Here is a 26,808-nt window from a genome sequence, read left to right on the forward strand (position 1 = left end):
CGGGTGGCGCCCGATGTGGGCGGTCAAGCGAGAAGGCGCCACAGGCCGATCAGGCCGACGACGACAATCGTGTAGCGCAATGCAGTGGGGGACAGGCGCCGTCCGTAGCGGGCGCCGAGGACGCCACCACCGAGTGAGCCGACGGCGATCAAACCGGCTGCTGCCCAATTGATCTGATCGAATGCCAGAGTGATGTACATCCCTGCTGCAACGATGTTGACGAGCAGCGACAGCAGGTTCTTCGCGCCGTTCATGCGCTGGAGGGTTTCCGGGAGGATGGCACCCATCACACCGATGAGAAGGATGCCCTGCGCGGCAGTGAAGTATCCGCCGTAGATGCCGACTGCAAAAGTGCCGGCGGTCAGGAGCATCAGCCTCTTGGTGGACAGCGTCGTTTCTTCGGTGGAACGCTTCTTGGCCCACGCCTGGATGCGTGGTTGGAGGAGGACGAGCGCGAGAGCGAGGACCAAGAGCACCGGAACGATGGTCTCGAACAGTTTCTCGGGTAGGTGCATGAGCAACCACGAACCGAGTAGTGCTCCGGCGAGGGACGCCGGAATCTGCCACTTCAGTCGGTCCCACTGTCCGGACAGCTCACGTCGGTAGCCCCAGGTACCCGAAACTCCGCCGGCGACGAGCCCGACCGCGTTGGACATGGTTGCGGTCACGGGCGGCATGCCGAAGGCGACCAGGGTGGGAAACGTGATCAGCGTTCCACTGCCGACCACGGCGTTGATCGCGCCCGCGCCGATACCGGCCAACAAGATGAAGAAAGCGTCGAGTCCACTCACTCCGCAGACGGTACGGCAGAGGAAAAGTCAGTCCGGACGGCGGTCCCGGTCTTCATTCGAACGCTCCATTCAACACGCCGAACGCGGCTTCGGACACCGTTGGAATCAATGCGATTTCAACATCGTGGACCCTTCATTTCCCTTGCAGTGCAGGGAAATACAACATTTGACGACTCGACATTTCGCGTCTAGTCTTTGCTCACCATCCAGAGCGACCGAGAGACCTGGCTCGTCGACGTCGCAGCAACCCCCCGAGTGATCGGGAGCGGGTGCTACCGCCAGGACCGATGGAAGGCATCACATGGGTACCACTTCGCACGCTGCGCACAAGCGACGTCACATCGATCTGTGCCGCACCGCTTCGTGTCACTGTCGCTGACCGAACTCTCGTCGTCTTCGCAACTCGAGCGCACCAACTCGAGGACACAGCTGCGTTCCCATTTCCCCGAAAGGTCTATTCGTGATGTCCACTCCGTCAGGTAGCGCGCCGTGAGCGCGCCCACCGATGTCCGCCCCGAAAAGTCGGTGTCCGAGTCGCAACTTCCCGACTCGGAGCTTGTCGTCGCTCGCACCTGGCACCCGCTGCGCTGGGTGATCAGTGCGGTCGTGCTGGTCCTGCTTGCTCAGTTCATCCACGGGCTCGTCGTCAACCCCGGCTGGGACTGGCCGACGTTCGCGCAGTACTTCACCGCGAAATCAGTGCTCGCCGCGCTGTGGATGACGATCAAACTGACCTTGTGGGGGACGATCCTCGGTTTCGGTCTCGGTGTCTTCCTGGCGCTCGGTCGGTTGTCGAAGAATCCGGTCCTGCAGGTGATCGCCTGGACCTACATCTGGGCCTTCCGCTCGATTCCACTCATCGTGCAGCTGCTCTTCTGGTTCAACATCACATACCTGTACCAGACGCTTTCTCTCGGAATACCTTTCGGTCCCGAGTTCTTCACCTTCCAGGTCAGCGGTGTGATCGGCGGATTCACCGCAGCAGTCATCGGTTTGGCGCTGCACCAGGCTGCATACTCGGCCGAGATCATTCGCTCCGGAATCATCTCGGTGGATCACGGTCAGATCGAAGCTGCTCACTCGCTCGGTATTCCGCGCAGTCGCCAGTTCTTCAAGATCGTTCTCCCGCAGGCAATGCGGGCGATCCTCCCCAACGCCGCCAACGAGGTCATCGGACTCTTCAAGGGAACGTCGATCGTCTCCACCATGGCAATCGCCGAACTGTTCTACCAGGTGCAGGTCATCTTCGGCCGCAACGGACGAGTCGTGCCCCTGCTGATGGTCGCCACGATCTGGTACATCATCCTCACGACGTTGCTCTCGATCGGTCAGTACTACGTGGAGCGCCACTATGCACGAGGATCCGCTCGTGCTCTTCCGTTGACTCCGGTACAGAAGGCGCGCAAGAAGTTCGAAGAGATTCGCGATGCGCGTCTCGATATTCCGAGAGGTGCTACCCGATGACCGCAGAACTGGCCGAAGATACGGTGTATGCCGTCGAAGCACGCGGAATTCACAAGTCTTTCGGTGCCTTGGAAGTACTTGCCGGCGTTGATCTCCTGGTTCGCAAGGGCGAAGTGACCGTCATTCTCGGTCCGTCGGGTTCCGGTAAGTCCACCTTGCTGCGCACCCTCAATCACCTCGAGAAGGTCGACCGCGGGACCGTACGGATCGACGGAGAACTGATCGGGTACCGGCGCAAGGGAAATCGGCTCCACGAACTGCGTGACCGCGAGATCCTGAAACAGCGTTCGCACATCGGATTCGTGTTCCAGAACTTCAACCTGTTTCCGCACCTGACCGCGTTGGAAAACGTGGTGGAAGCGCCGCTCTCGGCCCAGAAGCGTGATCGTGACGAGGTGTACCGCGAGGCCCGCGCACTGCTCGAGCGAGTGGGAGTGGGGGACAAGGCGGACGAGTATCCCCGCCAACTCTCCGGTGGCCAGCAACAGCGCGTCGCGATAGCGCGAGCGCTGGCACTGCGGCCGGCGGTCATTCTCTTCGACGAGCCGACGTCGGCGCTCGACCCGGAACTGGTGGGCGAGGTTCTCGAAGTCCTGGCTCAGCTGGCCCGTGACGGCGCCACCTTGGTGATCGTCACACACGAGGTCGGATTTGCTCGGGAAGTGGCGGACACTGCGGTCTTCATGGACGGCGGCGTCATCGTCGAACAGGGCCCGCCTTCGCAGGTGATCGACAATCCGGTCCACGAACGGACCAAAGCCTTTCTCTCCCGCGTCCTCTGACGCGACCCAGACTCATTCCCGGAAGGAAAAATTGATGTTCTCCACATCCCGTCGCGCGACTTTTCTGATCTCGGCGCTTGCCACCGTCGGATTGCTCAGCGCTGCATGCAGCAGCGCGGACGCCGAGTCCGACGGCGCCCAGGTCACCGCTGCTGCGGGTTACAACCTCACGGCCGATCAGAACCGCATCACCACCGACAAGGTGGATTCAATCGCCGCCGAGCTACCTCAGGACATCCGCGATCGTGGCACGCTGCGCGTCACCGGTAGTGCCGGTTCCGCTCCGCCGCTCCGTTTCTACGCCGACGACGACACCACCCTCATCGGTTCCGAGACCGACTTCGCCTATCTGATCGGTGACGTTCTCGGCTTGAAGGTCGACCTGCAGACAGCAGATTGGGCACAGAACTTCGTCCGGATCGACTCCGGTGAGGCCGACGCCTTCCTCTCCAATGTGACTGTCACAGAGGAGCGTAAGGAGAAGTACGACTTCGCGACCTACCGTCTCGACACCCTCGCCTTCGAAGCCAAGAAGGGTGCCGGAATCTCCATCAAGGAACCCAAGGACGTCGCGGGCAAGAAGATCGCCGTCTCCTCGGGCACCAATCAGGAAGCGCTGCTGGTCAAGTGGAGTGAGCAGAACGTCGCGGCCGGCCTGGCGCCTACCGACATCTCCTACTACCAGAACACCACCGACTACTACCTCCCGCTGCAGTCCGGCCGGATCGACGCCTACTTCGGCCCGAACCCGTCGTCGCAGTTCCACGCCAAGCAGTCGGGGGAGACCGAGGTTGTCGGTGAGTTCTCCGGGGCCGGCGACACCCTGCAGGGGCAGATCGCGGTGCTGGTGAAGAAGGACAACGGCCTGATCAAGGCGATCAACGACGCGATCAACCACACGATCGAGAACGGCACGTACCAGCAGATCCTCGAGCGCTGGAACATCACCAGCGAAGCCGTCGACACGTCCCTGATCAACCCGCCCGGCCTTCCGAAGACCAAGTGAGCTCTCGTCCATGAGTGAGATTTTCGATGTGATCGTCATCGGCGGAGGACTCGTCGGGTCCTCCGCCGCCTGGCGGCTCGCGGCACGCGGACGTAGCGTCGTTCAGCTGGAACAGTTCGGGCCGGGGCACAAGCACGGTGCGTCGCACGGTACTTCGCGCATCTATCGGCAGGCGTACGACAATCACCTGTACACAGGTTTGGCGGCCGGCGCGCTGCCGCTGTGGCGGGAGTTGGAGACCACGACGGACATCGGGTTCCTGGAACTCACCGGTGCCGTCGATCACGGCCTGCCGCAGGCAGTGCAGTCCAAGGCGAAGATACTTCGCGAGGCGGGCATCAAGGGTGAGATCCTCACTCCTGCCGAGGCGTCCGCCCGTTGGCCGGGGCTGCGATTCGACACCACGGTGCTCCATCATCCCGACGCAGGCCGGTTGCACGCGGACCGCGCAGTGACCGCTCTGAAGGCAGGAGCGGTGTTTGCGGGCGCCGAGGTCCGTCACGATGTTCGGGTGTTGGCACTCGCGCGGGCGTCCTACGGCGTGGACGTGGTGACGGACAGTGGAACGCTCGCAGCTCGTCAGGTCGTGATCGCGGCCGGTGCGTGGACTGCAGATCTGATCGCAGACAGCGGTCTCGGCTCCGAGATCGTACTGCCGACATTGCGCACGACACAGGAACAACCGGCACACTTCGCACCGCTCGATCCCGGAGTCGAGTGGCCGAGTTTCGTTCACCACACCGGCGCAGAATTGGAGACCGCGGGGATCTACGGGCTCGGTTCCGAGGACGGGATCAAGATCGGCGAACACGCGACCGGGCCGGTGGTGACTCCGCAGACCCGTGACTACACCCCTGGTGTCGACGGAGAGCAGCGATTGGTGGAGTACGCCGAGTCGTGGTTACCCGGTGTCGACACCACCCGTGTCGAGTCGCTCACCTGCCTGTACACGAGCACGCCGGACAGTAACTTCGTCATCGACCGAGTCGGCGCCGTCACGGTGGCAGCGGGATTCTCGGGGCATGGGTTCAAGTTCGGTCCGGCCCTGGGTGAACTTGTGGCGGACCTCGTCGACGGAACCACCCTCGCTCCGGAAGTTTTCAGGCTGGGGGAGCGTTGACCAGATTCATGGAGGAAAGTGTTGTGGCACTGGAGCTCGGAACTCGACAGCTCGAGGGTGTCGGAGCGGTAGAGGTCTATTCGGTATCGCAGGACGATCCCTTGGCAGCTCCACTGATCGCGGAGTTGGCACTCGAATACAGTTCGCGTTACGGCGGGACTCACGAAGCGATGCTCGAGGATCTCACGACGTATCCGGCAGAAGAATTTGCCTACCCGCAGGGTGCGCTTCTGGTGCTCACCCACGACGGTCTGCCGATCGCCGGTGGTGCGTTTCGTCAATTCGATTCCACCACTGCCGAACTGAAGAGAATCTGGACATCGGTCGACCATCGGAAGCGCGGCCTCGGCAAGGCCGTCGTTCGCGAGTTGGACCGAGAGATCGAACTTCGTGGATACAACCGGGTGTTTCTCACGACGGGTCCTCGGCAACCCGAGGCCGTCGCGCTGTATCTGTCCAGTGGATACACACCGCTTTACGACGCTTCACTCTCGCCCGAAGAGGTGGGCATCCACCCGTTCGAGAAACAACTTCGGGTCCTCGAAAATGTGACTCGAGCAGCAATTCCTACCGACCGGGTTGACAACACCCGGGTTTAACCTCGTAGACTTGCGAACGACCATCCAGAGCGACCGAGAGACCTGGCTCATTGAAGTCGCAGCAACCCCCCGAGTGATCGGGTGCGGGTGCTACCGCCAGGACCGATGGAGGAACACGAAATGAAGGCAGTCGAAGGCGGTTTCGATACCGCCTGGTCGCGTCGTCACGTAGACCTGTGCCGCACCGCGGGATCTTTCTGTACCAACTGACCTCGGTCAGTCATTCACACTCAGGCGAGTCGTCGACAAGTCTGTTTTCTCTTCTCTCACAAGTGATTCGTGCTCGATCGCCTTTTTCGTCTCAGGCGACGGGTGCGCTCTTCGGCATGCCTCTTTAGGAGTTCTTGGTGTCTTCGCCCTCATTCGGTGCCCGCAAACGCGCGACCGTAATCGCCGGTATCGGTGCTGTCTCGGTTCTCGGCACCGTCCTCGCCGGCTGCAGCAGCGGGAGTGACAGTGCTGCCGACGCAGGCCCCGCCCAGTCCGGCGGAACCCTTCGCTACGGTCTGTCGCAGGCGCCGACGTGCGCCGATCCGGCCCAGGCCGGCAGTAACCAGACCGTGTATGTCACTCGGACCGTGGTGGATTCGCTGACCGATCAAAATCCCGACACCGGAGAGATCACCCCGTGGCTCGCGAAGAGCTGGGAGATCAGCCCCGACGCCGCTAGCTTCACGTTCGTCCTTCGCGACGACGCCACCTTCAGCGACGGCACCCCGGTGACGGCGGATTCGGTGAAGAAGACCTTCGACTCGGTCAAGAACCTGGGACCGAACGCGTCGTTGGCGAAGAGTTACCTGTCCTCGTACACCGGTACCGACGTCGTAGATGCTCACACGGCGAAGATCAATTTCTCCGGACCCAATGTTCAGTTCCTGCAGGCAACTTCGACACCACAGCTCGGAATCCTCGCCGATTCCACCACCGCGCTGGCATCCGAGCAGCGCTGCCCCGGTGCAGCGGTGATCGCCTCCGGACCGTTCGTGTACACCGACTGGCAGCAGGACAAGAGCGTCAAGATCGCCAAGCGTGCGGGATACAACTGGGCCTCGGATGCGGTCGCGCATCAGGGCGAGGCGTACCTCGATGGCGTCGACTTCACGGTGGTTCCCGAATCCGGTGTGCGGGCGGGCAGCGTGGCCTCCGGCCAGCTCGATGCGGTCAGCGATGCGCTTCCGCAGGATGCGCCGCAAATCGAGGGCGCGGGTGGACGAATCCTCACAAGGCCGAACCCGGGTGTGAGCTTCTTCTTCCAGCCCAACGTCAGTCGCGGCGTTCTCGCTGATCAGGCTGTTCGTCAGGCCATCATTCCCGCGATCAACCGCCAAGAACTCGTCGACACCGTTCTGGATCCGTCGTTCTTCCCGGCCACGAGCCCGCTGGCTCACACCACTCCGCTCTACAGCGACGAATCCAGTGTCGTGACGTACGACGCCGACAAGTCGGCGAAACTCCTCGACGCGGCTGGTTGGAAGACCGGCAGCGACGGTATCCGCGAGAAGGACGGGCAGAAGCTCACTTTCAGCGTCACCTTCAGTCCGGTGTTCTCGGGTAACCAGGCCATCCTCGAGCTCGTGCAGCAGCAGCTCAAGAAGGTCGGCGTCGACCTGCAGCTCAACCTGGTCTCGAACGGTGAATGGACCGAGAAGGGAGTATCGGGTGATTACGATTCGCTGTATTACAACAGCACTCGCGCGGACGCCGACATCTTGCGGGCATCGTTCAGCACCGAAGGCCGCAACCTGAACCGTCGCGGCGCAGATCCGGAGCTCGACAAGGTACTCACAGACCAGCTTGCAGCCACGGACAACGGCCAACGCGGCGAACTGGTATCCACCGCACAGGAATTGATCCTCGACCGTGGACTCTCCATCCCCACCATCGAGCTCTCGCAGGCCATCGGCGCCGGATCGAGTGTGCAGGACCTGAACTTCGAAGCCTCCTCGCGCCTGCAGTTCTACGACGCATGGTTGTCGGGTAAGTAATCATGACTCGATACGTACTCACCCGACTGGGCCAGGCCGCAGTGGTTCTGTGGGCCGCCTTCACCATCTCGTTCGTGATTCTGTTCCTCCTGCCCAGTGATCCCGTCAGCATGGCTGCCGACTCGTCCGGTCAGGGTGTTGCAGTGGATCAGGCTGCGCTCGATCAGCTTCGGGCACGGTACGGCTTGGACCAGTCGGTGTGGGTGCAGTACTGGACGTCGCTGACGAATGCTCTTCGCGGCGATTTCGGTACGTCCATCTCCACCGGTCAGTCGGTGACGGATGCCATCTTCTCGGCGCTGCCGAGCACTCTGGTCTTGGCAACCACCGCTTTGGTTCTGGCCGTGTTGTTCGGAGTGGCGATCGCGTTCTTCGCTACCTACACCCGCAAGCGGTGGCTCGCGAATCTGTTGTTCTCGCTGCCGCCGCTGGGTGTGGCAGTGCCCACTTTCTGGGTGGGCCTGATTCTTCTGCAACTCTTCTCGTTCCGTCTGCACATCTTCCCGGCATTCGGAGACAAGGGATTCGCAACGGTGATTCTTCCGGCGATCACCTTGGCGATCCCGACCGGCGCGGTGATCGCGCAGGTACTCACGACCAGCCTGCAGTCGACGCTGCGTTCGCCGCACGTGGAGACTGCGTATGCCAAGGGCGCCAGCCGCTGGCGCGTGCAGACCCGTCATGCGTTGCGACTGGCGAGCATTCCGGCATTCACCATCGCCGGTGTACTGGTCGGCACGCTGCTGGCGGGCTCGGTGGTTGTGGAAACGGTGTTCTCTCGCGCGGGCGTCGGCCGTCTGACACAGACGTCGGTGATGGCGCAGGACATCCCGGTGGTGCAGGGAGTCGTTGTGTTCGCCTCTCTCGTGTTCGTGCTCGTCAACCTCGCGGTCGACCTCTTCTACCCCTTGATAGATCCACGGATCATCCAGACGAAGAAGAGTCACACCGAAAAGTCGAATACCGAAAGCTCGACCGATCTGGAGCCGGCTCATGTCTGACACATTGATCGAACCCCTACTCCTCGATCCGAGCGTCGAGGCGAAGGCACCTGTTGTTTCGCGCCGAAAGTCCACGGCCATCGGCTGGATCCGAAAGCCCGGCTTGGTGATTCCGGTGTTGATCGTGTTGCTTGCCATCGGCTTTGCCGTCGCACCCGGATTCTTTGCCAGCGGCGATCCGTTGTCCGGTGTCCCGGCGGACAAACTGCAGGGCCCGAGCCTGGCTCACTGGTTCGGAACCGACAATCTCGGGCGTGACCTCTACACACGGTTCGTGCACGGTGCCGCGCTGTCCCTGACCGCAACCTTGGTGGCGGTCGGAATCGCACTGGTGGCGGGATCGATAATCGGTTTGCTTGCGGGCTTTGTCGGTGGCGTCGTCGACGCCGTGCTGATGCGTATCGTCGACGTGCTGCTGTCCATTCCGGCGCTGCTGCTCTCGTTGGCACTGGTGACCGCACTCGGCTTCGGCACCATCAACGTCGCCATCGCGGTCGGCGTCAGCATGGTCGCGAACTTTGCGCGAGTGATGCGTGCCGAAGTGATGCGGGTGCGCGGCGCTCAGTACGTCGAGGCCGCGTTCGGTTCGGGTGTGCGGTGGCTCGGTGTCCTGCGTCGGCACGTGCTTCCCAACTCGTACGCGCCCGTGGTCGCGCTGTCCGCAGTCGAGTTCGGGCAGGCAGTTCTTGCAGTGTCGGCACTGAGCTTCTTGGGATTCGGCGCGGTACCGCCTACCCCGGAATGGGGATCGCTGGTATCCGAGGGGCGTAACTTCCTCGCCAATGCCTGGTGGATGACAACACTTCCCGGTCTCGCGATTGTCGCCGTGGTCATCTCGGCACACCGTATCGGCCACGAGATCGAAAGGAACAACCGGCGATGAGCACGACCGAAGAACAGCTGCTTTCCGTCACCGACTTACAGATCGCCTACGGCGCCGAGCCCGCGGTATCCGGTGTGAGCTTCACCGTCGGTCGGGGCGAAGTAGTTGCGGTGGTCGGGGAATCGGGTTCCGGTAAGTCGACCACGGCCCACGCGATATTGGGTCTGCTCGCCGGCAGTGGCCACGTCACCGGCGGGACCGTCGAGTTCGAGGGTGAACAGATCGACTCGTATTCCGACCGTGCGTGGCAGCGAATCCGCGGCGCGCGTATCGGTTTGGTGCCGCAGGATCCGACGACCTCGCTCAACCCGGTGACCCGGATCGGCGACCAGGTTGCAGAAGTCCTGCGGATCCATGGCCTCGCAGACCGCCGCAAAGCCCGGTTGGACGCCGTCGAGGTGCTCGAGCGTGCGGGTATCGACCGGCCGGAAATCCGAGCACGCCAGTACCCACACGAGCTCTCCGGCGGTATGCGGCAACGAGTTCTGATCGGTATCGCGCTTGTCGCGAACCCGGCCCTCGTCATCGCCGACGAGCCGACCAGTGCTCTGGACGTCACGGTTCAACGACGCATCCTCGACCACTTGGACGAGCGAATCGCCGAATCCGGTGCCGCCGTGCTCCTGATCACGCACGACCTGGGTGTGGCCGCAGACCGCGCGGACCGGATCCTGGTGATGCAGGGCGGCAGGATCGTCGAATCCGGCCGCACCGCGGATATTCTGGACAACCCGCGAGACGAGTACACGAAGAAACTTCTGAGCTCTGCGCCGAGCCTGTCCTCGGGACCAGTCGTTCGCCCGGTCCGCCAGGACACCAGCCCGCTGCTGACCCTGACGGGAATCACCAAGCACTTCAACGTCGGACGCGGGAGTTCGATCACCGCGGTGAACGAAGTGTCGCTGACTGTTCCGAGGGGTCAGACGGTGTCGCTGGTGGGGGAGTCGGGCTCCGGCAAGTCGACCACCGCACGCATTGTCGTGCGATTGGAGCAGGCGGATGCCGGCACCATCACCTTCGACGGCCAGGACATCACGAAGGTCAAGGGCAGCGACCTGCGTGAGCTGCGCCGAAGGATCCAGCTCGTGTATCAGAACCCCTATGCATCACTCGACCCGAAATTGTCCGTCCAGGACATCGTTGCGGAGCCGCTGCGGGCCTTCAAGGTTGGTGGACGCAGCCAGCAGCAGACTCGTGCGGCAGAGTTGCTCGATCAGGTTGCACTTCCCGAGCAGTTTCTGAGCCGCAAACCGGCCGAACTCTCGGGCGGCCAGCGTCAACGGGTGGCGATCGCTCGTGCGCTCGCGTTGAAGTCGGACCTGCTCGTTCTCGACGAACCCGTCTCCGCTCTCGACGTCTCGGTGCAAGCGCAGATTCTGGCGCTACTCGACGAGTTGCAGCGCGAACTGGGCCTGACCTATCTCTTCATCTCCCACGATCTTGCGGTTGTTCGCCAGATCAGCGACGTCGTCGGCGTCATGCGGGCCGGGCGATTGCTCGAAATCGGCACTACCACCGAGATTTTCGACAATCCCCGAAACGAGTACACACGCACACTTCTCGACGCGATCCCCGGGCGGGATCATTCGACACGAAAGGCCGAACATGTCCGAGCGTAGTTCCGGAGCATTCCTGGTCGGCCTCGAATTCGAGGGAACCGGAGCTCATCCGTACTCCTGGCGACGCGAGGATTCGCGCGCCGAAGATCTGTTCACGCCCTCGTACTGGGTGGACCTGGTGACCGCCGCGGATCGGGGTGGGGTGGATCTGGCGTTCCTCCCCGACTCGTTCGGACTGCAATCCGAGGGCCAGCACGCAGTGCGGGGCAGATTGGAGGCGGTGGCAACTGCGGCGCGGCTGAGTGCTGTGACCTCGCGTATCGGCCTGATCCCCACCGCGACAGTCACGCACACCGAGCCGTTCCACATCTCCAAGGCCGTCGCGAGTATCGACTACTCCTCAGCGGGGCGGGCCGGCTGGCAGGTCGCGGTGTCCGACACCGCTGAGCAGGCGTCGTTGTTCGGCCGAAAGGCAGTGCAGGGCCCCGAGTCCGCGTGGGAGGAAGCGTCCGAGGCTGTCGAGGTGGTCAGTCGGCTGTGGGACAGCTGGGAGGACGACGCCGAGATACGGGACGCTGCGAGCGGACGATTCATCGATCGAGACAAGCTGCACTACATCGACTTCGAGGGAAAGAACTTTTCCGTCAAAGGGCCGTCCATCACGCCGCGCTCCCCGCAGGGGCAGGCGCTGATCGCCGTCGACGCGAGCAGGCCGGAGGCACGCGAGCTCGCTGTTGCGCGCGGAGATCTGATTCGGATCTCGGCAACCGACCTCGGCGTGGCCAACGCCACGGCCAAGCTGGTCCACGCGAATGCCGCTGCCCTCGGGCGCAGCGTCAGGGTTCTCCTCGACGTCGACGTGCTTCTCGGCGCTGATCGCGGAGCCGCCGACGACGCTCTGGCCGAACTCGAGGAATGGGCGGGAGCGCCGTACGCCCCGCACTCGCTGTTCTATCGCGGTGACAGTGCCGGCCTGACTGTCCTCCTTCGCGAGATCGGTGGGCTGGCCGGGGTCGACGGTGTTGTCCTGCGTCCCTTGGCTTTGGCTGCCGCCGTGGAGAAGATCGCGGCGGACGTGGTGCCGAATCTCAATCCGCGACCGACTACCGGCCCGACGCTGCGCGAGCGGTTGGGTTTCGAGTTGCCCGTCAATCAGTTCGCGTAGCGCGAGCAGAGAACAGGAACACCGATGACACAGAACAGGATTCGCAAGCAAGTTCATCTGGGCGCTCACTTCCCCGGCGTGAACAACACCACGGTGTGGACCGATCCGGCGTCCAAGAGCCAGATCGAGTTCAGCTCGTTCGAGCATCTCGCCCGCAGTGCCGAACGCGGATTGTTCGACTTCTTCTTCCTCGCAGAGGGTTTGCGCCTACGCGAGCATCAGGGCAAAATTCACGACCTCGACGTAGTCGGTCGCCCGGACACCTTCAGCATTCTCAATGCGGTTGCCGGTGTGACAACGCATCTCGGCCTGGCCGGGACGATCAACACCACGTTCAACGAGCCGTACGAGTTGGCCAAGCAGTTCTCGACGCTCGATCATCTCTCCGACGGCCGCGCCGCCTGGAACCTGGTCACCTCCTCGGACGCCTTCACCGGCGAGAACTTCCGCCGCGGTGGCTATCTGGAGCATTCCGAGCGGTACGCACGCGCAAACGAGTTGGTCGACGCAGTACGGACGCTGTGGGACAGTTGGAGCATCGATCGTCCGATCGTCGACCGTGAGCGCGGCGTTTTTGCCACCGACCAGCAGGTCGGTCAGTTCCACCACGCCGGTAAGCAGTTCGATATCACCGGACGCTTCGAAGTTCCTCGGAGTCCCCAAGGGCACCCAGTTCTGTTGCAGGCAGGTGATTCCGACGAAGGACGCGAGTTCGGCGCCGCCAAGGCGGACGCGATCTTCACCGGGCACGGAACGCTCGAAGCAGGCAAGGCGTTCTACGCCGACGTGAAGGGACGCCTGGCCAAGTACGGACGCAGGCACGCAGACCTCAAGATTCTCCCCGCCGCCACCTTCGTGCTCGGTGACAACGCCGCGGACGCACAGGAGAAGGCGTATCACATCCGGCGGCAGCAGGTCGGACCCCAGACTGCCATCGCTTTTCTCGAACAGGTTTGGGGCAGAGACCTTTCCCAGTACGACGCCGACGGCCCGTTGCCGAAGGAAGATCCGTCGGACGACGTCAACATCACTCGCGGACGCGTCCGCCACGTCAAGGATCCGCGAGCGGTCGCAGATCAGTGGCGTGCCAAGGCCGAGGCCGAAAACCTCAGCATCCGTGAACTCATCATCGAAGTGACTGCCCGCCAACAGTTCGTGGGTAGTGCAGCGGAGGTGGCTGCCGAGATCGACACCTACGTCCAGGGCGACGCGAGCGACGGATTCATCCTCGTTCCCCACATCACCCCCGCGGGCCTCGACGAGTTCATCGACACCGTCGTACCGGAACTTCAGGACCGCGGCAGTTTCCGGACCGAGTACTCAGGAACCACCCTGCGCAGCCATCTCGGGCTGCGTCACCCGCACGAGCAGGCTGAAGGAGTCCGCGCATCATGACCGTTACCGACACTTCCACCAGCACCTTCACCGGCGATTGGAATGCCTGGCACGCCTCGCGCGACGCCACCTTCGGCGAACCCCTCGGCTGGCTGAGCCTGACTGCGTTGCATTGGCTGGTGGACACCGATTCCACCTTCGCGGACCTGCCCGGTGCATGGCGCGCCGACGCGAATGCCGTTGTCGTCACCGCGACGCCCGCAGACGACTTGTCGATCGACGGCGTCGCAGTGGACGGTGCGGCCACTCTGAATCCGATCGAGGGGGCGCCGGGACTGATCGTCAAGCAGGGCGCGCGGTTGGTCGAGGTCATCCGCCGCACCGGCGAGGTGGCTCTGCGGATCCACGATTCGTCGGCCCCGGCTTTGGCGCAGTTCAGTGGTATCCCGACCTTCGAGCCGAACCCGCAGTGGCGCATCGAGGGTGTCTTCACAGCTTTTGAGGAGGCTCGCACGGTGACGACAGGTGCGGTCGTCGAGCGCCTCGAGCATCATCACGACGCCCGCGGAACCATCAGCTTCGAACACGACGGTGAAACGCATACGCTGATTGCGTTCGCGGGCAAGGACAACGGCTTTCACATCCTGTTCACCGACGCGACCAGTGGTGTGTCCACCTACCCGGCCGCCCGCTCGCTGCACGTGAGTGCACCTGAACCCGGTGGCGCGGTAGTCCTCGATTTCAATCGGGCGTCGAACCTGCCCTGCGCGTTCACCGATTACGCGACGTGCCCGGTGGCCCCCGCCGAGAACCGCCTGGCGTTCGCGGTGGAAGCCGGCGAGAAGACACCGGACACCCGCTCCGAAAGCGGACCGAGGTGAGCGCGCCGCTGTCCGTACTCGACCTCTCGCCGATCAGTGAGGGCGGAACGGCCCGCCAGGCTTTGCGGAACTCGCTGGACCTCGCTCGTTCTGCCGAAGCGTGGGGATACAAGCGTTACTGGGTCGCCGAACACCACTTCGTCGGCGTTGCCTCTTCGTCGCCAGCAGTGCTTGTCGGGCTGATCGCGGCCGCCACCAACACCATTCGCGTCGGCTCGGCCGCCGTGCTGCTGGGCAACAACACGGCGGCTCAGGTGGTCGAGGCCTTCGGTACCGTCGAAGCGTTGTATCCGGGTCGTATCGATCTCGGTATCGGGCGCAGCGGACAGCGTCGGGTGGAGGCACTTCGCGCCGTCGCTGCCGGAACGCCTGCGCCGCCAGAATCGAAGCGAGAGAACGTCGTACGCGACGGCGTCGTGATCCCGGCACCCTTCGATCCAACCGGTCTTCTCACGTCACCGCGGTTGCAGGCGTCGTTCGAGGCATTGGCGTTTCCGGGCGCGCAGGCGCCCGATTTCAAGCAGCAGGTCGACGACATACGCTCGCTCCTGAACGGTACCTACAGAACCCGCGACGGCATCGAATTGCACGCCAGTCCCGGCGAGAATGCCGACGTCGAACTGTGGGTGTTCGGAAGCAGTGCGGGCCCCAGTGCCGAGCTCGCCGGACGACTCGGATTGCCGTTCGGTGCGAATTACCATGTGGCGCCCTCGAGTACGCTCGATGCCGTCGAGGCATACCGTGCAGCATTCCGACCGTCGGCAGTTCTGTCGGAGCCGTATGTCGTCGTCTCCGCGGATGTTGTTGCTGCGGAAGACGATGCGACGGCGAGAGGGTTGGCGTCTACGTTCGGGCACTGGACGCACAGCATTCGCAGCGGACACGGCGCCATCCCGTACCCCGATCCCGCGACAGCGCTCCCACTTTCCGACGCCGACAAAGCAGTGGTGGAGGATCGGCTGATCACGCAGTTCGTCGGTTCACCGTCTACCGTCGCCGACAGGCTCGACAGTTTGCAGAAGCTCACCGGAGCGGACGAATTGGTAATCACCGGGGTGACCCATCGGCACGAGGATCGTCTGCGCTCGTACGAGCTGCTTGCCAAGGAATGGGGACTACCCGCACTACTGGCAGCGTGAGTTTGCCTTGGTCCATTAGTGTCGAGTGATGTTTTCACCTCGAGATGCCCTTGCGGTTGCTCTTGACGTAGCGCGTGAGGGCATGGAGCTCGGGGAGATGCCGATCGGCGCAGTCGTGTTCGACGACGACCGTGTGCTCGGGCGGGCGTATACGCAAGAACGGGCACTCGGCCGACGGGTAGTCCATGCGGACCTTCAAGCGCTCTTGCAGGCCGACGAGGCTCTCGGATTCACTCGAGCGTCCGGTGAATTGACATTGGCGGTCAATCTCGAACCATGTCTCATGTGTATGGGTGCCGCGATCACGCTCGGCGTGACCCGGGTGTGGTTCGCTCTCGAATCCCCGAACGACGGTGCGGCGGAACTCGTGCAGCTGTGGGCGCCGCCTGTGGAACTTCCGTTTTTCCGTAAGCCGCGTGAAGTCCTCGGCGGCATCCGCCGTGACGAAGCGCGAAATCTGTTCGCTGAATACGCCACCGGCACTGGCCCCGCCGGGATGCGGGACTGGGCGCGCAGTCTCACCTGACGCCATGGCTTGTAAGGAGGGCCGTGAGGCTCACGCCCCGATAGCGCCCGCGATCATCGGCCACGACGCGCGCATGTCGGCTTCGAAGAGCCCCCAGGTGTGGGTGCCTTCGGGTCGGAAGCTGAACGTCGCGGGAATGCCGAGCTGACCGAATCGCCCCTGCAGGGCAGCGGTGCACATGTTGGTGATGCCTTCGAGGACCGCGCCGGGAACGACGCCGGCGGCCATCGCCAGCGAGTTGATTCCGTCCACCGGGCCGGGGAGGCCGTTGCCGGTCGAGATGAACAGCGCTGTGCCACGCAGTTTCTCGGCGTTGATCAACGGGTCGTGCGCCGCCCACTGCGGGCTACCCCACGGCCCCCACATGTTGGCCGCGTTGCCGCCGCCGAGTATCTCGACCATCGAGCGCACCGCTGCCTGGCCGAGCGGGTCGCCGGCGCGCGGACAGCCGCTGTACGAGCCGACTGCGCGGTAGGTGCCCGGCGACTGGATCGCGAGGTCCAGAACCGGTCCGCCGGCCATCGACACACCGCCGAGTGCGTTGACACCGGTCGTGTTGTACCGAGCGTTGACCGCCGCCGGTAGTTCCTTGGTGAGGTACGTCTGCCACTTGTTACGGCCCAGCACCGGATCGTCGGCGTTCCAGTCGGTGTACATGCTGAACTTGCCGCCGACCGGCATGACCACGTTGACGTGTTTGTCGTCGAAGAAGTCACGAACTCCGGTGTTGTTGAACCACGAGATCCCGTCCTCGCCGCCGCCGACACCGGTCAACAGATAGAAGGTCGGGGCCGGGCCTCCTCCGGCCGGCGAAATCACGTCGTTGGCGATCCAGCGGTCCATCGAGGGGGAGTAGACGTCGATGCGACTGACCACGGAATCCGCGCTCGCGGTCGGCGCGCTGAGGCCGAGAAAGCCGGCGGCCATGGCCACCGCCATCGTCAGCCGAACCGTGAAACGACGTGTCTTCATATTTCCCCCCAGGCGCAAGCCGGACAGCGTATTTGTGCCTTCCAACAGTGGCACAATGCGAAGAGGAGTGACGAATGTCCGGGTAACAGTCGTATAAGAAGATGGAGACAATTGCGTGGGATCGCAGTCGCACCACCCCCAATCCGACGTGATTCGGCTGGCCTTCGGGCTGGCCGCGATCACGGCTGGTGCGGCGCGCAGAACCGCTGGTCTCGCACTTGATTCCGTGCAGCGGATCCCTGTCGTCGGTGACGCACTCGACGGCGCGATCACCCAGGTCACCACTCGCGGCACGGAAGCGATGCACTCGACCGTGGAGTTCGCCGACTCGACCTTGCGGACGGTGATCAAAGCTGTCGTCGACGCTGCTCTGTCCGAAGTCGACATCACCAAGATCGTCGTCGACCACGTGGACATCGACAAGATCGCCGAGAACATCGACGTGGACAAGATTGCCGAACGGGTCTCGCTCGAACCGATCATCGACCGGGTCGACGTGGACGAGATCGCAAGCCGCCTCGACGTCAAAGCGGTGATCGATCGCCTCGATCTCGACGGGATAGTCGACACGGTCGACCTCGAACGCCAGGTCAACCGCATCGACCTCGTCAAGATCGCCGACCAGGTCATCGAGGGCGTCGACCTGCCCCAGATGATTCGTGAATCGACCGGTTCACTCTCCACGGAAGCCGTGCACGGAGCTCGAGTGCAGGGCATGCAGGCGGACGACGCTGTCGCCGGCTTCGTCGGGCGACTCTTCGGCCGCGACAACGCACCGTCATCAGATAAACCGTCATCAGATAAACCGTCATCAGATAAACCGTCACCAGAAAAACCGTCGACAGAGACCGATCCGAAGACGAACGCAGGCGAACGCTAGTGGCCCAGGAGAGTTCCGGCCCAGCCGGCATCGTCACCCGTGGACTCGCCGGACTGATCGACCTGGGCGTCGTCCTGCTCCTGATGGGTTCCGTGTACGTGGGCTTCGCCTTCGTCCGACTGCTCTTCTCGCCACAGAGTTTCACTTTCTCGGAACCGGGAATCTTCCTGTCCACGACGGCATTTCTCGGTGTCTCGGTGGCGTATCTGACCGCCTGCTGGGCGACCACCGGTCGGACCGTCGGGTCCCTCGTGATGGGGCTGCGGGTGATCACGTCCGGGCATCGCCTCGTGCGCTGGCCGTTGGCCTTCATCCGTGCGGTGCTCTGCGTGCTCTTCGCCTTCGGATTGCTGTGGTCGGCGGTCGATCGACGACGACGTTCGTTGCAGGACATCGTTCTGCGCACCGAGGTCGTCTACGACTGGCGTCAGGACCCGGATCTGGTGGCACCGCACGGAGGTGAGCACGCATGAGTGAACCGAACCGCCCGGACGAGCGCTTCACCCTTGCCAGCGAGCGCACCTTCCTCGCCTGGATGCGTAGCTCACTCGCCCTGCTGGCCGGAGGCATCGCCGTCGTCCAATTGGTACCGGAATGGAGTACCGGGTGGGTTCGCACGACTCTCGGTCTGACCCTGATCGCACTCGCGGCGGCGGCCGCACTGGTAGGTATGCGACGCTGGCTACAGGTGAAGAAGGCGCTCGAGGACGGAGCGGCGATGCCGGAACCGCACGCTTTGTGGCTGTTTGCACTGGCACTGGCCGGGGTTGCCGTCGCAGCCGGCGTGGCAACGGTGGTCACCAGCCTCGCTCGCTGAGATACGCAGAGAAGTCCGAGCGGTGTCTGGATAGTCTGCAAAGAACGTGAAGCATGTCAGAGAAGTAAACGAAACAGACGACAAGGGAGTGCACGGTGGCGCAGGAACTCAAGCTCGGATACAAGGCATCGGCTGAGCAATTCGGCCCTCGCGAACTGGTAGAGCTGGCAGTTCTGGCAGAGCAGCACGGCATGGATTCCGTTGCGGTGAGCGATCATTTCCAGCCGTGGCGCCACAACGGTGGCCACGCACCGTTCTCGCTCGCCTGGATGACCGCCGTCGGTGAGCGCACCGAGCGCGTGCAGATCGGCACGTCCGTGATGACGCCGACGTTCCGCTACAACCCGGCAGTCATCGCTCAGGCGTTCGCGACGATGGGATGTCTCTACCCGGGACGCATCATGCTCGGCGTCGGCAGCGGTGAGGCTCTCAACGAGATCGCCACCGGCTTCCAGGGCGAGTGGCCCGAGTTCAAAGAACGCTTCGCGCGGCTGCGTGAGTCCGTGCGGTTGATGCGTGAGCTGTGGCTGGGCGATCGTGTCGACTTCGAAGGCGAGTACTTCACCACTCGTGGCGCGTCGATCTACGACGTTCCCGAGGGAGGCATTCCCGTGTACATCGCGGCCGGCGGACCCGTTGTCGCCCGATACGCGGGACGTGCCGGTGACGGCTTCATCTGCACCTCCGGAAAGGGCATGGAGCTCTACACCGAGAAGCTGCTTCCAGCCGTTGCCGAGGGCGCAGCCAAGGCCGAGCGCGACGTCGCCGACATCGACAAGATGATCGAGATCAAGATCAGCTACGACACCGATCCGGAGGCTGCACTCGAGAACACCCGCTTCTGGGCTCCGCTGTCCCTGACGCCGGAGCAGAAGCACAGCATCGAGGATCCGATCGAAATGGAAGCCGCTGCCGACGCTCTGCCCATCGAGCAGGTGGCCAAGCGTTGGATCGTCGCTTCCGATCCGGACGACGCCGTCGAGCAGGTCAAGGCCTACGTCGATGCCGGTCTCAATCACCTGGTGTTCCACGCACCGGGCCATGATCAGCGCCGGTTCCTCGAACTGTTCGAGCGTGACCTCGCGCCTCGCTTGCGTGCTCTGGGCTGATCCTCGAGATCAACTGAACGGTGTCTGCCACTCGACGTGTGGCAGGCACCGTTCGTCTTTCTCGTAGCCGCCGGTTGTCGGCACGAGCGTGAGCGTGACCACGATCAGTGGCAAGGTGGGCGGCGGCCCACACTAGGCTGTTGGGCATGCCAGAAGCGCCCGCTGCCGTGTCGAGTGTCTACGTTGCCTCTCCTGAAGGTGACACCGGAAAATCCACCATCGCGCTTGGCGTGCTGCAGATGCTGTGCGCGACCGTCGCCCGGGTCGGTGTCTTCCGCCCGATCGCCCGCTCTACCGAGGAAACCGACTACATCCTCGAACTGCTGCTCGAGCACACCACCGCCGATCTCTCCTACGCCGACGCACTCGGCGTCACCTACGAGCAGGTTCACGCCGATCCTGAAGCCGCGCTGGCCGACATCGTCGCGAAGTACCACACCGTGGCCGAGCAGTGCGACGCCGTCGTCATCATCGGAAGTGACTACACCGACGTAGCAAGCCCGAGCGAGCTGAGCTTCAACGCCCGCATCGCCGTGAACCTCGGCGCGCCGGTTCTGCTGGCGGTTCGAGGCGCTCGGCGCAGTGTCGAGGAGGTCGCCCAGCTCGCGCATCTATGCGCCGCCGAGTTGGCCGCCAACCACGCTCATCTGCTCGCGGTCGTCGCCAATCGTTGCGATCCCGACAAGCTCGACGAGGTCACCGCAGCGCTGTCCGACATCGGAGTTCCGACGTGGAGCCTGCCGGAGATTCCGTTGCTCGTCTCGCCCACGATGGCCGAGTTGATGGAGGCCACCGGCGGCGAGTTGTATTCGGGTGACCCGGAACTGCTGCACCGCGAAGCGCTCAAGGTGATGGTGGGCGGCATGACCGCGGAGCACATCCTCGAGCGTCTGGTCGAGGGCATGGTCGTCATCGCACCGGGCGATCGCTCGGACGTACTGCTCGCATTGCTCAATGCACATGAGGCGGAAGGATTTCCGTCGCTCGCGGGCATCATCATGAACGGCGGAATCACACCGCACCCAGCCATCGCAGCGTTGATGGCCGGCCTCAAACAGCGTCTTCCGATCCTGACGACAACCCTCGGTACCTTCGACACCGCAAGCGCCGCAGCCCAAACCCGCGGACGCGTGGCAGTCGGTTCGCAGCGCAAGGTCGACACCGCGTTGAGCTTGATGGAACAGCGCGTCGACGCCGACATCCTGATGGACCGACTGGCACTGCCGATCCCGTCCGTCGTGACCCCACAGATGTTCGAGTACAAGCTGATCGACCGCGCTCGACGCGATCGCAAGCACATCGTCCTGCCTGAGGGTGACGACGACCGGATCCTCCGCGCGGCCGGCCGGTTGCTGCAGCGCCAGGTTGCCGACCTGACGATCCTCGGTGACGAACCCAGTGTGCGTCGACGCGCCGCGGAACTCGGCGTCGACATCAGTGGCGCGCAGGTACTCGCACCCGCGCAGTCCGAGTACACCGAGCGCTTCGCACAGGAATACACCGCGCTGCGTGCGCACAAGGGCATGACCATCGAGCGGGCCCGCGAGGTGATCGCCGACATCTCGTACTTCGGAACGATGATGGTGCACTTGGGAATTGCCGACGGCATGGTGTCCGGCGCTGCACACACCACCGCTCACACGATTCGACCCTCGTTCGAGATCATCAAGACCGCCCCCGGTGTCTCGACGGTCTCGAGCATCTTCCTGATGTGCCTGGCCGACCGCGTTCTCTCCTACGGTGACTGCGCCGTGGTTCCGGACCCGACGTCGGAGCAGTTGGCGGACATCGCGATCTCGTCCGCACAGACGGCGTCGCAGTTCGGGATCGATCCGCGCATCGCGATGCTCTCGTACTCCACCGGGGATTCGGGCAGCGGAGCCGACGTCGACAAGGTTCGCACCGCGACCGCTTTGGTGCGCGAGCGTCGACCGGATCTGTTGGTGGAAGGGCCCATTCAGTACGACGCCGCCGTCGAGCAGAGTGTCGCCGACAAGAAGATGCCGGATTCGCTGGTGGCGGGCAAAGCAACGGTGTTCGTGTTCCCGGACCTGAACACCGGCAACAACACGTACAAGGCAGTGCAGCGTAGCGCCGGTGCTATCGCCGTCGGGCCGGTTCTGCAGGGACTGAACAAGCCGGTCAACGACCTCTCGCGTGGAGCGTTGGTCCAGGACATCGTCAACACCGTGGCTATCACGGCAATACAGGCACAGGGAGCGCAAGCGTGAGCGACGGCACCGTACTGGTCATCAATTCCGGCTCGTCATCCATCAAATTTCAACTCGTGCATCCGGATACGGCGGAATCGGTGGCACACGGTCTCATCGAGCGCATCGGTGAGCCCGACGGCCACATCGTCTACAACCACCGCACCGGAGTCGAAGACCGGAGCCTTCCGATCGCCGATCACCGCGCAGGTCTGAAGATGGTGCTCGACATCGTCGCCGAGGTCGGGCGGCCGCTGAGTGAGGCCGGAATCATCGCAGTCGGTCACCGAGTCGTGCACGGTGGTGACATCTTCTATTCGCCGACTCTCATCGACGACGGCGTCGTGAAAGCCATCGCGGATTTGTCGAACCTTGCGCCGCTGCACAATCCGGCCAACGTGATCGGTATCGAGGTGGCGCGCGAGGAACTGCCCGACGTTCCGCACGTCGCAGTGTTCGACACTGCCTTCTTTCACACACTGCCCGCGGCGGCGTCCACCTATGCGATCGATCGGGATGTGGCCAAGGCCAACCAGATTCGCCGGTACGGCTTCCACGGGACCTCACACGAATACGTGTCTGGACGGGTCGCGGAGTTCCTCGGCAAGGATCCCGCCGAGCTGAATCAGATAGTCCTGCACCTCGGAAACGGCGCTTCGGCCTCGGCAATCAAGGGCGGCAAGGCCATCGACACCACGATGGGCCTCACCCCGCTCGAGGGTCTTGTCATGGGCACCCGCAGCGGCGACATCGACCCAGGCATCATCTTGCACCTCAATCGCAACTCGGGAATGAAGGTCGACGAGATCGACGACCTCCTCAACCGGCGCTCCGGTTTGAAGGGACTGTCGGGAGTCAACGATTTCCGTGCCCTGCTCGCACTGATCGAGGGCGGCGACCAAGACGCACAACTTGCGTACGACGTTTACGTACACATGCTCCGTAAGTACATCGGCGCCTTCATCGTTCAACTCGGTGGCGTCGACGTCATCACCTTCACCGGCGGTGTTGGCGAGAACAACATCGACGTACGACGCGACAGCCTGGCCGGGCTTTCCCGTCTCGGTATCGAGGTCGATCCGGCTCTCAACGAGGCGAAGAGTCGCGACGAGCGTCGTATCTCCGCATCCTCGTCGGCCGTCGAGGTGCTGGTGGTCCCCACCAACGAGGAGTTGGCGATCGCCCGCGCGGCGAAGGCTTTGGTGGCCGCACTGTAGGTTTCTGCAGCACTGTAAACCTCGGGGCGTCCGTCAGAAATTGCTGCGCGGACGCACCGCATTCGCCCGGTCCACGAGGGCGTAGCGGTGCGTGCGGGAGGTCGTGGCGCGAGCGAGGGCGCGAAGGCAGGCTTCGGCTCCGGTGCGCAGACCTTGCTCGGTGAAGGGCAGGTCGAGGATGGGTTCGAGTTCGGTGTGCGAGCGATTGCCGTAGCGAATCCAATCGAGTGCCGTGCCCAACACCAGGGTTCGCATCTGCAGGCTTCGGCTCTCTTCAGCAGGCAGCGCCCGAACACGACGGGCGGCTTCCCGCAGAGTCGATTCGTCGAGTTCGGCGATCGGAACGCCGGACAGCATCGTCAGAGCGCTGGACATCCGTGCGACGTTGTAGTGCCGGGAAGACGTGGGTACTTCGTCGAGGGCGGCGATGGCTGCCTTCTTGTTGCCGTGATCGGCGAGTTGTCGGGCGAGCCCGAATGCTGCGCTGACGTAGTTCCGTTCGGTCCGCCAGACGGTGCGGTAGTACTTCTCGGAGAAGCGGCACCATTGGTCCGGGTCGTCGCTCTCCCAGTGCTGGAGGATCAGTTCTGCCGTCGCTGCCAACGCCAGCTTTGGTGCAGCCTCGCCGGGCAGTGCGGTGAGAACTGTCTCGAAGTGACTGAAAGCGGGCTCGAATCGGTCCAGTTGTAACGCCGCAAGTCCTCGATACCACTCGATCTTCCAGTGGTCCCCGATGTTCTGCTGGAGTTCGCCCAGAACTGTCAGTGCGGTTTCCGGATCACCGAGATCGAGATGAGCTTTGGCCTCGGCCAGTCGAACTTCGCCCGAGACGGCGGCCGCCGGTGTGCCTGACGTTCGGTCGATTCCGTTCTCGCGGGCATGCTTGAGAGCATCGAGAGTCTGAGACGGTTCGCTGTGCACCGCCGCTGCCAGCAACGGCGCGCTGGGATCGGTGGGGTCGACCAACGGAATGGGAAGTGCGTGCGCAACTTCGCGCGGATCGAGAGCGGCGTCGTGGCTGACACCGTCCACGTACACATCGGTTTGCCCGACCAATTCATCGGTGCCGAAAGACGTTCGCTGCCTGCTGAACACGAGCGAGAGTCCGGGATTCTCCTGCCCGGTCTGCTCGGCGAGGATTTCTCGCAGAACGCCGGTGAGTTGTCCCGCGATTTCCTCGGCGGACTGGAATCGCTTCTTCGGATCCGGGTCGGTGGCGCGTAACAGTAGACGGTGAAAGAACTCGTGGTCGCGCAGTAGTGGCTCGTCCTCCGGTTCGGGAAGGCCGTCGAGGTACCGTCCGTGCTTCGAGGGCATGTCGAGGGTGAGAACCGCGAGTGTTCTTCCGACGGTGAAGATGTCGGAGGCGATGGTCGGACCGGTCTCGATGATCTCGGGTGCTTGATAGCCGGCGGTACCGTACAGGTATCCGTAGTCTTCGATTCCGGACACGGCGCCGAGATCGATCAGCTTCAACTGATCCTCGGTGACCATTACGTTCTCGGGTTTGAGGTCGTTGTAGGCCAGGCCGGTGGAATGCAGATAGCTCAGCGCCGGAAGGATTTCCAGTACGTAGCCGATTGCCTGCTCGATCGGCATGTGCTTGCCGTCCGGGAATTCGGCCAGCACCTCGCGCAATGATCGCCCACCCACGTACTCCATGACGATGTACCCCATGGGTGTGCCATCCGGGCGCGGATGCTCGACGAAGTTGAAGATCTTGACGATGCTGGGGTTGGCGACCTCGGCGAGGAACTGACGCTCGGCCACCGCAACGGCTTGCGCTTCGGAATCACCGAAATGCAAGAGCCCCTTGAGAACTACCCACCTGTCGCTGACATTGCGATCGATCGCGAGGTAGATCCATCCCAGGCCGCCGTGCGCGATGGGCCCTTGAACCTCGTACTGACCGGACACCAATTCGCCCTCTTCGAGGAGTGGACGGAAGTCGAAAGTGGAACCGCACTTGGGGCAGGTGCCGTGCTGAGTTGCCTTGGTGCTTGCGCTCTTACGACCGACTGGTTCGTTGCATTTCCAACAGAACCGTTTCCGCTCGGGGACGGTCGGGTCACTCATCACCGCAGATGCGGGGTCGATCTGAGGGACGGGGGGAACCTCGACCAGGCCGCCGCCGAGGCGCAGCTTTCGTCCCGACCGGCTGCGGCGGGATCGAGTGGAGCGGCCGGTCGGGGAGGAGGATGCGGACGGCGTGGTTCCTCGTATCTGGGCCGAGGTCGGTTCGAGACGCTCGTAGGCGCCCGTGGCTTCGGGCTCGGGCCGCTCGTAGGCGCCGGTGGCTTCGGGTTCGGGACGCAGGGAAGCCTGCGTGGCGTCGGGCTCGGGGCCGGTTTCTTCGGTCATGTCAGCCTCAATCCCGGTAGACGGCCGGCGGGGGACCGGGCGAAGGACCGAGGACGCTGAGCCAGCGGTCGTAGATACGGTTCCAGGTCCCGTCGCTCCGGATCCGATCCAGTGTTCCGTTGACGAATCGGACCAAGTCGGGGTTGTCCTTGTTCACTCCGATTCCGTATGGTTCGACGCCCAGTGAGCCACCGACCATCATGAGATACGGGTCTTGCGAGGCGAGGCCCGCGAGGATCGTGTCGTCGGTGCTGATCGCGTCCACCTGCCCCTGCTGGAGGACGACGAGGCAGTCGGACCACATCGGGACGGTGACGACGGTCGCTTCGGGTTGGAGTTGCTGGATTCGAGTCGCCGAGGTCGTTCCCCGGGCAGCGCAGACCCGCTTGCCTGCGAGGTCGTCGATGCCGCGGACGGATGACCCCTGCAAGACCTGAATTCGTTGTTCAGCGGAGAAGTACTGCGTCGAGAAGTCGACCTTCTCGCGCCGCTCGCACGTGATGGTCATGGTCTTGACGACCACGTCGACCATCGATTCCTGGAGTGCGGCGATCCGATCGTCCGACGTCAGGATTCGGTACTCGATCTTCTCCGGGTCACCGAGCAGATCTCGGGCGATTTCGCGGGCGATGTCCACGTCGAAACCCTCGAGGCGCCCGGTGGCCGGATCGCGAAAGCTCATGAGGTTGGAACCGGTGTCCAGGCCCACGATCAGCCGCCCGCGGGCGCGGATGGCGTCGAGGCTCGGCGTGGGTGGCTGCGGAGATGCGTCTGCGGGGGTGGGCCGCAGGCTCGCGGTGAGGTTGGTGCACGACGCGGTAGTCGTCGGTGTCGGGCTGGGAGCGATGGTGGCCTCGGCCGGCAGCGGCGGTTCCGTGTACGACGTGGCGCCTGCGTTGTCCAAGTCTTCGGCTCGATCCGCACCGCAACCGGCGAGCACCAGCATGGCCGCTGCCAGAACCGCGACACATACGGCCGGGCTCTTCCTCCGCATCACCGGTACTCC

Annotated in this window: 26 protein-coding genes and 2 riboswitches; of the genes, 22 read left to right on the plus strand and 4 right to left on the minus strand. The window is 63.5% G+C overall.

The annotated features are described in order from the left end of the window. Positions 1-23 precede the first annotated feature (23 nt). Complete coding sequence (locus KTR60_RS07270) at positions 24-791, minus strand: sulfite exporter TauE/SafE family protein (protein ID WP_003944404.1); 768 nt, start codon at positions 789-791, stop codon at positions 24-26. A gap of 199 nt (positions 792-990) precedes the next feature. Next, a riboswitch (SAM riboswitch) is annotated at positions 991-1,085 on the plus strand. A 7-nt stretch (positions 1,086-1,092) separates the two neighbouring features. Between KTR60_RS07270 and KTR60_RS29305 the strand changes: the two genes are divergently transcribed. The 16 genes from KTR60_RS29305 to KTR60_RS07340 all read left to right on the plus strand — a co-directional run bounded on the left by KTR60_RS29305 (position 1,093) and on the right by KTR60_RS07340 (position 16,236). Beyond that, positions 1,093-1,170, plus strand: a complete 78-nt coding sequence (locus KTR60_RS29305; RefSeq protein ID WP_350318888.1) for a putative leader peptide — start codon at positions 1,093-1,095, stop codon at positions 1,168-1,170. A 110-nt stretch (positions 1,171-1,280) separates the two neighbouring features. Further along, positions 1,281-2,255: an amino acid ABC transporter permease gene (locus tag KTR60_RS07275; protein WP_003944440.1), complete on the plus strand. Its 975-nt coding sequence runs from the start codon at positions 1,281-1,283 to the stop codon at positions 2,253-2,255. Beyond that, positions 2,252-3,037: an amino acid ABC transporter ATP-binding protein gene (locus KTR60_RS07280; protein ID WP_003944418.1), complete on the plus strand. Its 786-nt coding sequence runs from the start codon at positions 2,252-2,254 to the stop codon at positions 3,035-3,037. The genes KTR60_RS07275 and KTR60_RS07280 overlap by 4 nt, the downstream gene beginning before the upstream one ends. Positions 3,038-3,071: 34 nt before the next feature. After that, entirely contained in the window at positions 3,072-4,043 is a 972-nt protein-coding gene (locus tag KTR60_RS07285) for an ABC transporter substrate-binding protein (protein ID WP_007726832.1), read from the plus strand. A 10-nt stretch (positions 4,044-4,053) separates the two neighbouring features. After that, a complete protein-coding gene (locus tag KTR60_RS07290; protein WP_007726834.1) occupies positions 4,054-5,163 on the plus strand; it encodes an FAD-dependent oxidoreductase in 1,110 nt (369 codons plus the stop codon). An 8-nt stretch (positions 5,164-5,171) separates the two neighbouring features. Further along, positions 5,172-5,762 carry a GNAT family N-acetyltransferase gene (locus tag KTR60_RS07295; RefSeq protein WP_228402002.1) on the plus strand — a complete coding sequence of 197 codons (591 nt, stop codon included), beginning with the start codon at positions 5,172-5,174 and terminating at the stop codon, positions 5,760-5,762. A 17-nt stretch (positions 5,763-5,779) separates the two neighbouring features. Next, positions 5,780-5,874: riboswitch (SAM riboswitch) on the plus strand. An 8-nt stretch (positions 5,875-5,882) separates the two neighbouring features. Then, positions 5,883-5,972 (plus strand): putative leader peptide, encoded by a 90-nt coding sequence (locus KTR60_RS29250; protein ID WP_310504006.1) that lies wholly within the window; start codon positions 5,883-5,885, stop codon positions 5,970-5,972. Positions 5,973-6,109: 137 nt separating this feature from the next. After that, complete coding sequence (locus KTR60_RS07300; protein WP_003944291.1) at positions 6,110-7,747, plus strand: ABC transporter substrate-binding protein; 1,638 nt, start codon at positions 6,110-6,112, stop codon at positions 7,745-7,747. A gap of 2 nt (positions 7,748-7,749) precedes the next feature. After that, a complete protein-coding gene (locus tag KTR60_RS07305; protein ID WP_003944382.1) occupies positions 7,750-8,748 on the plus strand; it encodes an ABC transporter permease in 999 nt (332 codons plus the stop codon). Beyond that, positions 8,741-9,631, plus strand: coding sequence for an ABC transporter permease (locus KTR60_RS07310; RefSeq protein ID WP_047269463.1), 891 nt, complete (start codon positions 8,741-8,743; stop codon positions 9,629-9,631). Before KTR60_RS07305 ends, KTR60_RS07310 begins: the two co-directional genes overlap by 8 nt. Beyond that, entirely contained in the window at positions 9,628-11,250 is a 1,623-nt protein-coding gene (locus tag KTR60_RS07315) for a dipeptide ABC transporter ATP-binding protein (RefSeq protein ID WP_228402003.1), read from the plus strand. Before KTR60_RS07310 ends, KTR60_RS07315 begins: the two co-directional genes overlap by 4 nt. Further along, positions 11,237-12,355, plus strand: coding sequence for an LLM class flavin-dependent oxidoreductase (locus KTR60_RS07320; protein WP_228402004.1), 1,119 nt, complete (start codon positions 11,237-11,239; stop codon positions 12,353-12,355). The genes KTR60_RS07315 and KTR60_RS07320 overlap by 14 nt, the downstream gene beginning before the upstream one ends. A 24-nt stretch (positions 12,356-12,379) precedes the next feature. Beyond that, positions 12,380-13,750, plus strand: coding sequence for an NtaA/DmoA family FMN-dependent monooxygenase (locus tag KTR60_RS07325; protein ID WP_228402005.1), 1,371 nt, complete (start codon positions 12,380-12,382; stop codon positions 13,748-13,750). After that, positions 13,747-14,571: a DUF1684 domain-containing protein gene (locus KTR60_RS07330; RefSeq protein WP_228402006.1), complete on the plus strand. Its 825-nt coding sequence runs from the start codon at positions 13,747-13,749 to the stop codon at positions 14,569-14,571. The genes KTR60_RS07325 and KTR60_RS07330 overlap by 4 nt, the downstream gene beginning before the upstream one ends. Next, positions 14,568-15,710, plus strand: a complete 1,143-nt coding sequence (locus KTR60_RS07335; RefSeq protein WP_208689773.1) for an LLM class flavin-dependent oxidoreductase — start codon at positions 14,568-14,570, stop codon at positions 15,708-15,710. The genes KTR60_RS07330 and KTR60_RS07335 overlap by 4 nt, the downstream gene beginning before the upstream one ends. A gap of 28 nt (positions 15,711-15,738) precedes the next feature. Beyond that, positions 15,739-16,236: a nucleoside deaminase gene (locus KTR60_RS07340; RefSeq protein ID WP_073513513.1), complete on the plus strand. Its 498-nt coding sequence runs from the start codon at positions 15,739-15,741 to the stop codon at positions 16,234-16,236. A 30-nt stretch (positions 16,237-16,266) separates the two neighbouring features. Here KTR60_RS07340 and KTR60_RS07345 read toward each other — a convergent pair whose 3' ends face one another. Then, entirely contained in the window at positions 16,267-17,208 is a 942-nt protein-coding gene (locus KTR60_RS07345) for an alpha/beta hydrolase (protein WP_003944347.1), read from the minus strand. 115 nt (positions 17,209-17,323) lie between these two features. Between KTR60_RS07345 and KTR60_RS07350 the strand changes: the two genes are divergently transcribed. The 6 genes from KTR60_RS07350 to KTR60_RS07375 all read left to right on the plus strand — a co-directional run bounded on the left by KTR60_RS07350 (position 17,324) and on the right by KTR60_RS07375 (position 23,441). Next, the gene (locus tag KTR60_RS07350) at positions 17,324-18,088 is read left to right on the plus strand and encodes a hypothetical protein (RefSeq protein ID WP_228402007.1); all 765 of its coding nucleotides are present in this window, start codon (positions 17,324-17,326) and stop codon (positions 18,086-18,088) included. Beyond that, positions 18,088-18,561: an RDD family protein gene (locus tag KTR60_RS07355; protein WP_003944375.1), complete on the plus strand. Its 474-nt coding sequence runs from the start codon at positions 18,088-18,090 to the stop codon at positions 18,559-18,561. Before KTR60_RS07350 ends, KTR60_RS07355 begins: the two co-directional genes overlap by 1 nt. Continuing rightward, positions 18,558-18,905, plus strand: a complete 348-nt coding sequence (locus KTR60_RS07360) for a YidH family protein (RefSeq protein WP_003944317.1) — start codon at positions 18,558-18,560, stop codon at positions 18,903-18,905. Before KTR60_RS07355 ends, KTR60_RS07360 begins: the two co-directional genes overlap by 4 nt. Before the next feature lie 95 nt (positions 18,906-19,000). After that, positions 19,001-20,014, plus strand: coding sequence for a glucose-6-phosphate dehydrogenase (coenzyme-F420) (gene fgd / locus KTR60_RS07365; RefSeq protein ID WP_003944371.1), 1,014 nt, complete (start codon positions 19,001-19,003; stop codon positions 20,012-20,014). A 146-nt stretch (positions 20,015-20,160) separates the two neighbouring features. After that, a complete protein-coding gene (gene pta / locus KTR60_RS07370) occupies positions 20,161-22,245 on the plus strand; it encodes a phosphate acetyltransferase (RefSeq protein ID WP_039972712.1) in 2,085 nt (694 codons plus the stop codon). Then, on the plus strand, positions 22,242-23,441 hold the full coding sequence (locus tag KTR60_RS07375) for an acetate kinase (protein WP_007726849.1): 1,200 nt from the start codon (positions 22,242-22,244) through the stop codon (positions 23,439-23,441). Before pta ends, KTR60_RS07375 begins: the two co-directional genes overlap by 4 nt. A gap of 33 nt (positions 23,442-23,474) precedes the next feature. On the opposite strand, the gene KTR60_RS07380 is transcribed toward KTR60_RS07375, so the two are convergent. Then, entirely contained in the window at positions 23,475-25,802 is a 2,328-nt protein-coding gene (locus KTR60_RS07380) for a serine/threonine-protein kinase (RefSeq protein WP_007726850.1), read from the minus strand. Between the two features lie 7 nt (positions 25,803-25,809). Then, on the minus strand, positions 25,810-26,796 hold the full coding sequence (locus KTR60_RS07385) for a glutamate ABC transporter substrate-binding protein (RefSeq protein ID WP_003944406.1): 987 nt from the start codon (positions 26,794-26,796) through the stop codon (positions 25,810-25,812). Positions 26,797-26,808 lie beyond the last annotated feature (12 nt).

The sequence above is a fragment of the Rhodococcus sp. C1 genome (assembly GCF_020809065.1).
Taxonomy (GTDB): Bacteria; Actinomycetota; Actinomycetes; order Mycobacteriales; family Mycobacteriaceae; genus Rhodococcus_F; species Rhodococcus_F qingshengii.